At 27.8% G+C, this 3,769-nt stretch carries 4 protein-coding genes; 3 read left to right on the forward strand and 1 reads right to left on the reverse strand.

The window, feature by feature from the left end:
• A partial coding sequence (locus tag ACWI69_RS11820; protein ID WP_448822035.1) for an aldehyde dehydrogenase family protein occupies positions 1–603 on the reverse strand: 603 nt, incomplete at its 3' end.
• 136 nt (positions 604–739) lie between these two features.
• On the opposite strand from ACWI69_RS11820, the gene ACWI69_RS11825 reads away from it, so the two are divergent.
• The 3 genes from ACWI69_RS11825 to ACWI69_RS11835 all read left to right on the forward strand — a co-directional run.
• Positions 740–2,419 (forward strand): M3 family oligoendopeptidase, encoded by a 1,680-nt coding sequence (locus tag ACWI69_RS11825; RefSeq protein WP_448822036.1) that lies wholly within the window; start codon positions 740–742, stop codon positions 2,417–2,419.
• 121 nt (positions 2,420–2,540) lie between these two features.
• The gene (locus tag ACWI69_RS11830; protein WP_448822037.1) at positions 2,541–3,122 is read left to right on the forward strand and encodes a hypothetical protein; all 582 of its coding nucleotides are present in this window, start codon (positions 2,541–2,543) and stop codon (positions 3,120–3,122) included.
• A 95-nt stretch (positions 3,123–3,217) separates the two neighbouring features.
• On the forward strand, positions 3,218–3,769 hold a 552-nt coding region (locus tag ACWI69_RS11835), incomplete at its 3' end, for a TolC family protein (protein ID WP_448822038.1).

Here is a 3,769-nt window from a genome sequence, read left to right on the forward strand (position 1 = left end):
CAGACAATTTTCATCTTCTATAATAACAGGTGATTTCCCACCTAATTCCAGTGTCACTGGTGTGAGTGTTTCAGCTGCTTTTAAATAGATTTCCTTTCCAACACTTGTACTTCCTGTAAAAAATATATAATCAAACTTTGATTTTAAAAGTTCCTTTGTTACCTCTTTATCTCCCAATATAACAGTTATATTTTCTATACCACTTTCATCAATTATCTTTTTTATAACATCACTTGAGACTTTGGAATTTTCTGATGGTTTTAAAACAACTTCATTTCCAGCAGCAATTGCACCTATTAAAGGAATAAACGTCAAGTTAAAAGGATAGTTCCAAGGTGAAATAATCAACACTTTTCCATAGGGTTCTGGTTGAATAACTGTACCACATCCAATAAAATTAAAAAAGCTTTTAATTTTTTCAGGTTCACTCCATTTTTCTAAATTTTTTAGAAAATAATCAAATTCGGATATAACGGGGTAGTATTCTAACAATCTACTCTCTTCGAAATTTTTTCCTAAATCTTTATACAAAGCACTAGTTATTAAATCTTTATTTTTTTCAAAAGATTTTTTTAACTTTTCTAATTTATCTATATTTTTCATATATACCCCCATTCAAAAAATCCATTTTTGTCTTTATACAACTTTTTTCAATCTTTTCCTTTAAAATATTTTTGTTGATGATATTTAGTTTTTCATCTATAATAGGGTTATTTTAAAGATAAAAAAGGAGGGTATTGTGAAATTTAAAGATTTTAAATATGAGAGACCTAATTATAATTTAGTAAAAAAGACTTTAATAGATTTGATACAAAAGTTAAAAGATTCAGATAACATTCAAGAACAAAAAAATTTAATTCATGAAATTAATACCGTTAGAAATAACGTATCATCCATGTCCAGTATTGCCAATATCAGGCATACTATAAACACTGAAGATAAATTTTATGACAATGAAAATGAATATTGGGATGAAATATCCCCTTTTTATCAAGAGTTAGATAGCCTTTTCTATGAAATCATGGTTAACCATAACAATAGGGTCAATTTAGTCTTAGAATACGGAGAACAACTATTTAGATTGATGGAAAATAGCTTAAAAATATTTTCTCCAGATATTATTGAAGATTTACAGGAAGAAAATAAACAAATTTCAAAATATGTAAAGCTCCTAGCTTCTGCTAAAATTATGTTCGACGGAAAAGAACGAAACTTATCTGGAATGACTCCTTTTATTCTTTCTAGCGATAGAACTATAAGAAAGGCTGCGCAAGAAGCAAAATCCACATTTTTTTTAAACAATGAAACTGAATTTGATGAAATATTTAATAATCTTGTTAGAGTAAGAGTTAAAATTGCTAAAAAATTAGGATTTAATAATTTCATTGAACTTGGCTACTTAAGAATGAACAGAGTGGACTATGATGCCAAAATGGTGGATTCTTTTAGAAAGCAAGTCATAGATAGTGTTGTCCCACTGGCTTCATCTTTATATGAAAAACAAAGAATAAGATTAAGATTAGATTCACTTAGATATTATGATGAAAAATTTGAATTTAATGATGGAAATCCTACTCCTAAAGGTGACGCAAATTGGATTATAGAACAAGGAAAATATATGTATCATGAGCTTTCACCTGAAACATCTGAATTTATTGATTTTATGATAGACAATGATCTAATGGATTTGACTACTAAAAAAGGTAAAGCTGGAGGGGGATATTGTACATTTATTCCAGATTATAAATCACCATTTATCTTTTCAAATTTCAATGGAACAAGTGGGGATATTGATGTTCTGACACATGAAGCTGGTCACGCTTTTCAAGCCTACAGATCAAGTTGGATTGAAGTACCAGAGTTGTTATGGGCAACATATGAAAGCTCTGAAATACATTCAATGAGTATGGAATTTTTTACTATGAATTGGATGGAAAACTTCTTTAAAGAAGATACAAATAAATATAAATTTCTACATTTAAGTAATGCTATTAAATTTATTCCTTATGGAGTTTTAGTTGATCACTTTCAACATAAAATTTATGAAAATCCAAATTTAACACCTACAGAGAGAAAATTTATCTGGAGAGATTTGGAAAAAATTTATAAACCACATTGTGATTACTCAGAAAATCCATTTTTAGAAAAAGGAACATGGTGGTTTCAACAAGCTCACATATTTGAACTTCCATTCTATTATATAGACTATAGTTTGGCTCAAATATGTGCATTACAATTTTGGCAAAAAATGAATAAAAATTATCAAGAAAGTTGGAAAGATTATTTGAATCTTTGTCATGAGGGAGGAACAAAATCTTTTTTAAATTTATTAAAAGTTGCTAAATTGATATCACCTTTTGAAAAAGGATGTGTGGAGAATATAATATTGGATGCTGAGAGCTATTTAAATAATTTTTAATTTTAATATATTATAGGTCTAAAAGGAGTATTTTATACTTCTTTTTTTATTTTCAAAAGGATTTTTTTGTTTGAAACAGAATATGCTATTGATACAACTAATTTTTTGTGGGAGGGTCCTTATGGGAAAAATACTTTTTTTACTTTTTATTTTCAATTTCTGTTTATTCGCTAAAACTCTTGATGTTGGAGTTATCCTAGAAAATCATTCTCAATGTTCGGAAAATGCTTTAGAAATCTTAAAGGATGAATTAAATAAAAATTTTGCAGGTACAAATTTTTCTCCGAAAATCACTGAAACATTTTATCTGACAAATCATAATATTCAAGATGGAATAAATAAATTAAATAAAAATCCCAAAATTGATGGAGTTTTTATATTGACTTGTGCACCATTAGAAAATATAAGCAATTTACAACAGAGTAAGTTTTACTCTATGCCTTTAGGATTTGGAGACAAGAGAAGTAATACTCCTAAAAATTTAAACTATATATATAGTAATCTTGATTTAAATAATTATTTAGCACCTTTTAAAGAGCTGAATAGTATCACAGAAATAGATGTTTTAATCTCCAATATGAATTCAAGCAATTTACAAAAACTTGCTCAAAATACAAATATTCCCGGAATTAAAATTAATGTTCTGAAATCTACTAAGGAAAATTTATTGAATGCAATCAAAAAAAAGTTCCCTCTTTTCTAATAGATTTTAATGAAGAATTAAAACCTTATGCTTATGCAGGCTTAAATTTGAACAAAGAATTTAGAAAAAGATTGAGAGCAGCCTCTTTAAATTATATGTTTTTTAAGACAAAGAAAGATATGAGCACAATAGTTGAAGTTAATCCACCGCTTAAAGATATATATTTAAACTCTGAAGTGGCAGCAAAGATTGATATCTACCCTAACCTTATTTTTCTTCAAGATTTATCTCAAATTAATGTTCCAGATATTCCAAATCCTAAACTTACGCTGAAAAATGCTGTAAATAGGGCTCTTAGCTCTAATCTTGATGTACTTCAAATTAGACAAAATATTTTAACTAATCACTACAATGTCAAAGTTACTAACTCTAAACGTTTACCACAGCTCTCAGCCAATATGGGTTACTTAGCTTTAGATGATAGATCTCCTGACTTTAAACAAGGATACCCTACAAATAGTGTAGCTTCATACCTACAACTTTCACAAGTTATATTTAATGACCAAATTAACGCCAGTGTATATATTGATAAATTGACACTGGACTCAAGTAGAAAAGCTTTTGAACAACAAAAATTAGCTACTATATATTATGTAGCTTCTACATATGTTAATATCCTTCAATTAAAAGCCCAATTAGTAATACAA

Source organism: Cetobacterium sp. (genome assembly GCF_977044495.1).